The sequence below is a fragment of the Campylobacter sp. W0066.2 genome (assembly GCF_024723515.1).
GTDB lineage: Bacteria > Campylobacterota > Campylobacteria > Campylobacterales > Campylobacteraceae > Campylobacter_D.
In genome coordinates, this window is record NZ_JANQCV010000044.1 from 1 (window position 1) to 811 (window position 811).

At 29.7% G+C, this 811-nt stretch carries 1 protein-coding gene; it reads right to left on the bottom strand.

What is annotated here, in order from left to right:
* Positions 1-85: 85 nt before the first annotated feature.
* Positions 86-811 (bottom strand): S1 RNA-binding domain-containing protein (locus CAMP18498_RS07905; RefSeq protein WP_337198267.1); only part of this gene is annotated, 726 nt, incomplete at its 5' end.

Genomic DNA, 811 nt, shown 5'->3' on the forward strand with positions numbered 1-811 from the left:
CAAAAAACGAAATTATGCCAAAAGAATATTCTTTTGTCAAGATATAATATAAAATTTTGAGCATATTTTTTAATATGCTCAAAATTTAAGCTAAATCTAAAGAAACTTTTCCATTTTTAATTTCTGCAACTTTAACTTTAATTTCATTGCCTACTTCTAACTTTTCTTTAATCTTAGAATTATGCAATAAACCATCCACGCCTTCTTTAAGTTCTACAAAAACTCCAAATTCTACAACTTTTTGAACTTTTCCTATAAATTCTTCTCCGATATCAAATTTAGGCATTTCTTTTCTATCGCGTTTTTTATTAGAACCTTTAGAATGGAGTAAATTTAATATATATTCTTTGCTTTGAGAAATCAAATCATGATTAATTCCTGCTATCTTAACTTCACCTTTATCTCTATCTAAGTCGATATTAACTTCAAATTTTTCAATGATTTCTTTTATAGTTTTACCGCCTTGACCTATGATATCAGGAATTTTGCTTGGATCTACATTAAAGATCTCAATCTTTGGCAAAATAGCTTCATTAACAATGATGTTTCTATCAGCTTCTTCCATTAGTTTTAAAATATGCTCTCTAGCTTCTTTTGCTTGATACAAAGCTTCTTTTAAAACCTGTTGCTCTATACCACCAAGTTTTATATCCATCTGCAAAGCAGTGATCCCTTCATAACTTCCTGCCACTTTAAAATCCATATCTCCATCGTGATCTTCAAGCCCCATAATATCGGTTAAAATAGCATATTTTTCATCTTCAAAAACAAGCCCCATCGCCACACCTGCTACTAGTTTTTCACTTTTTAC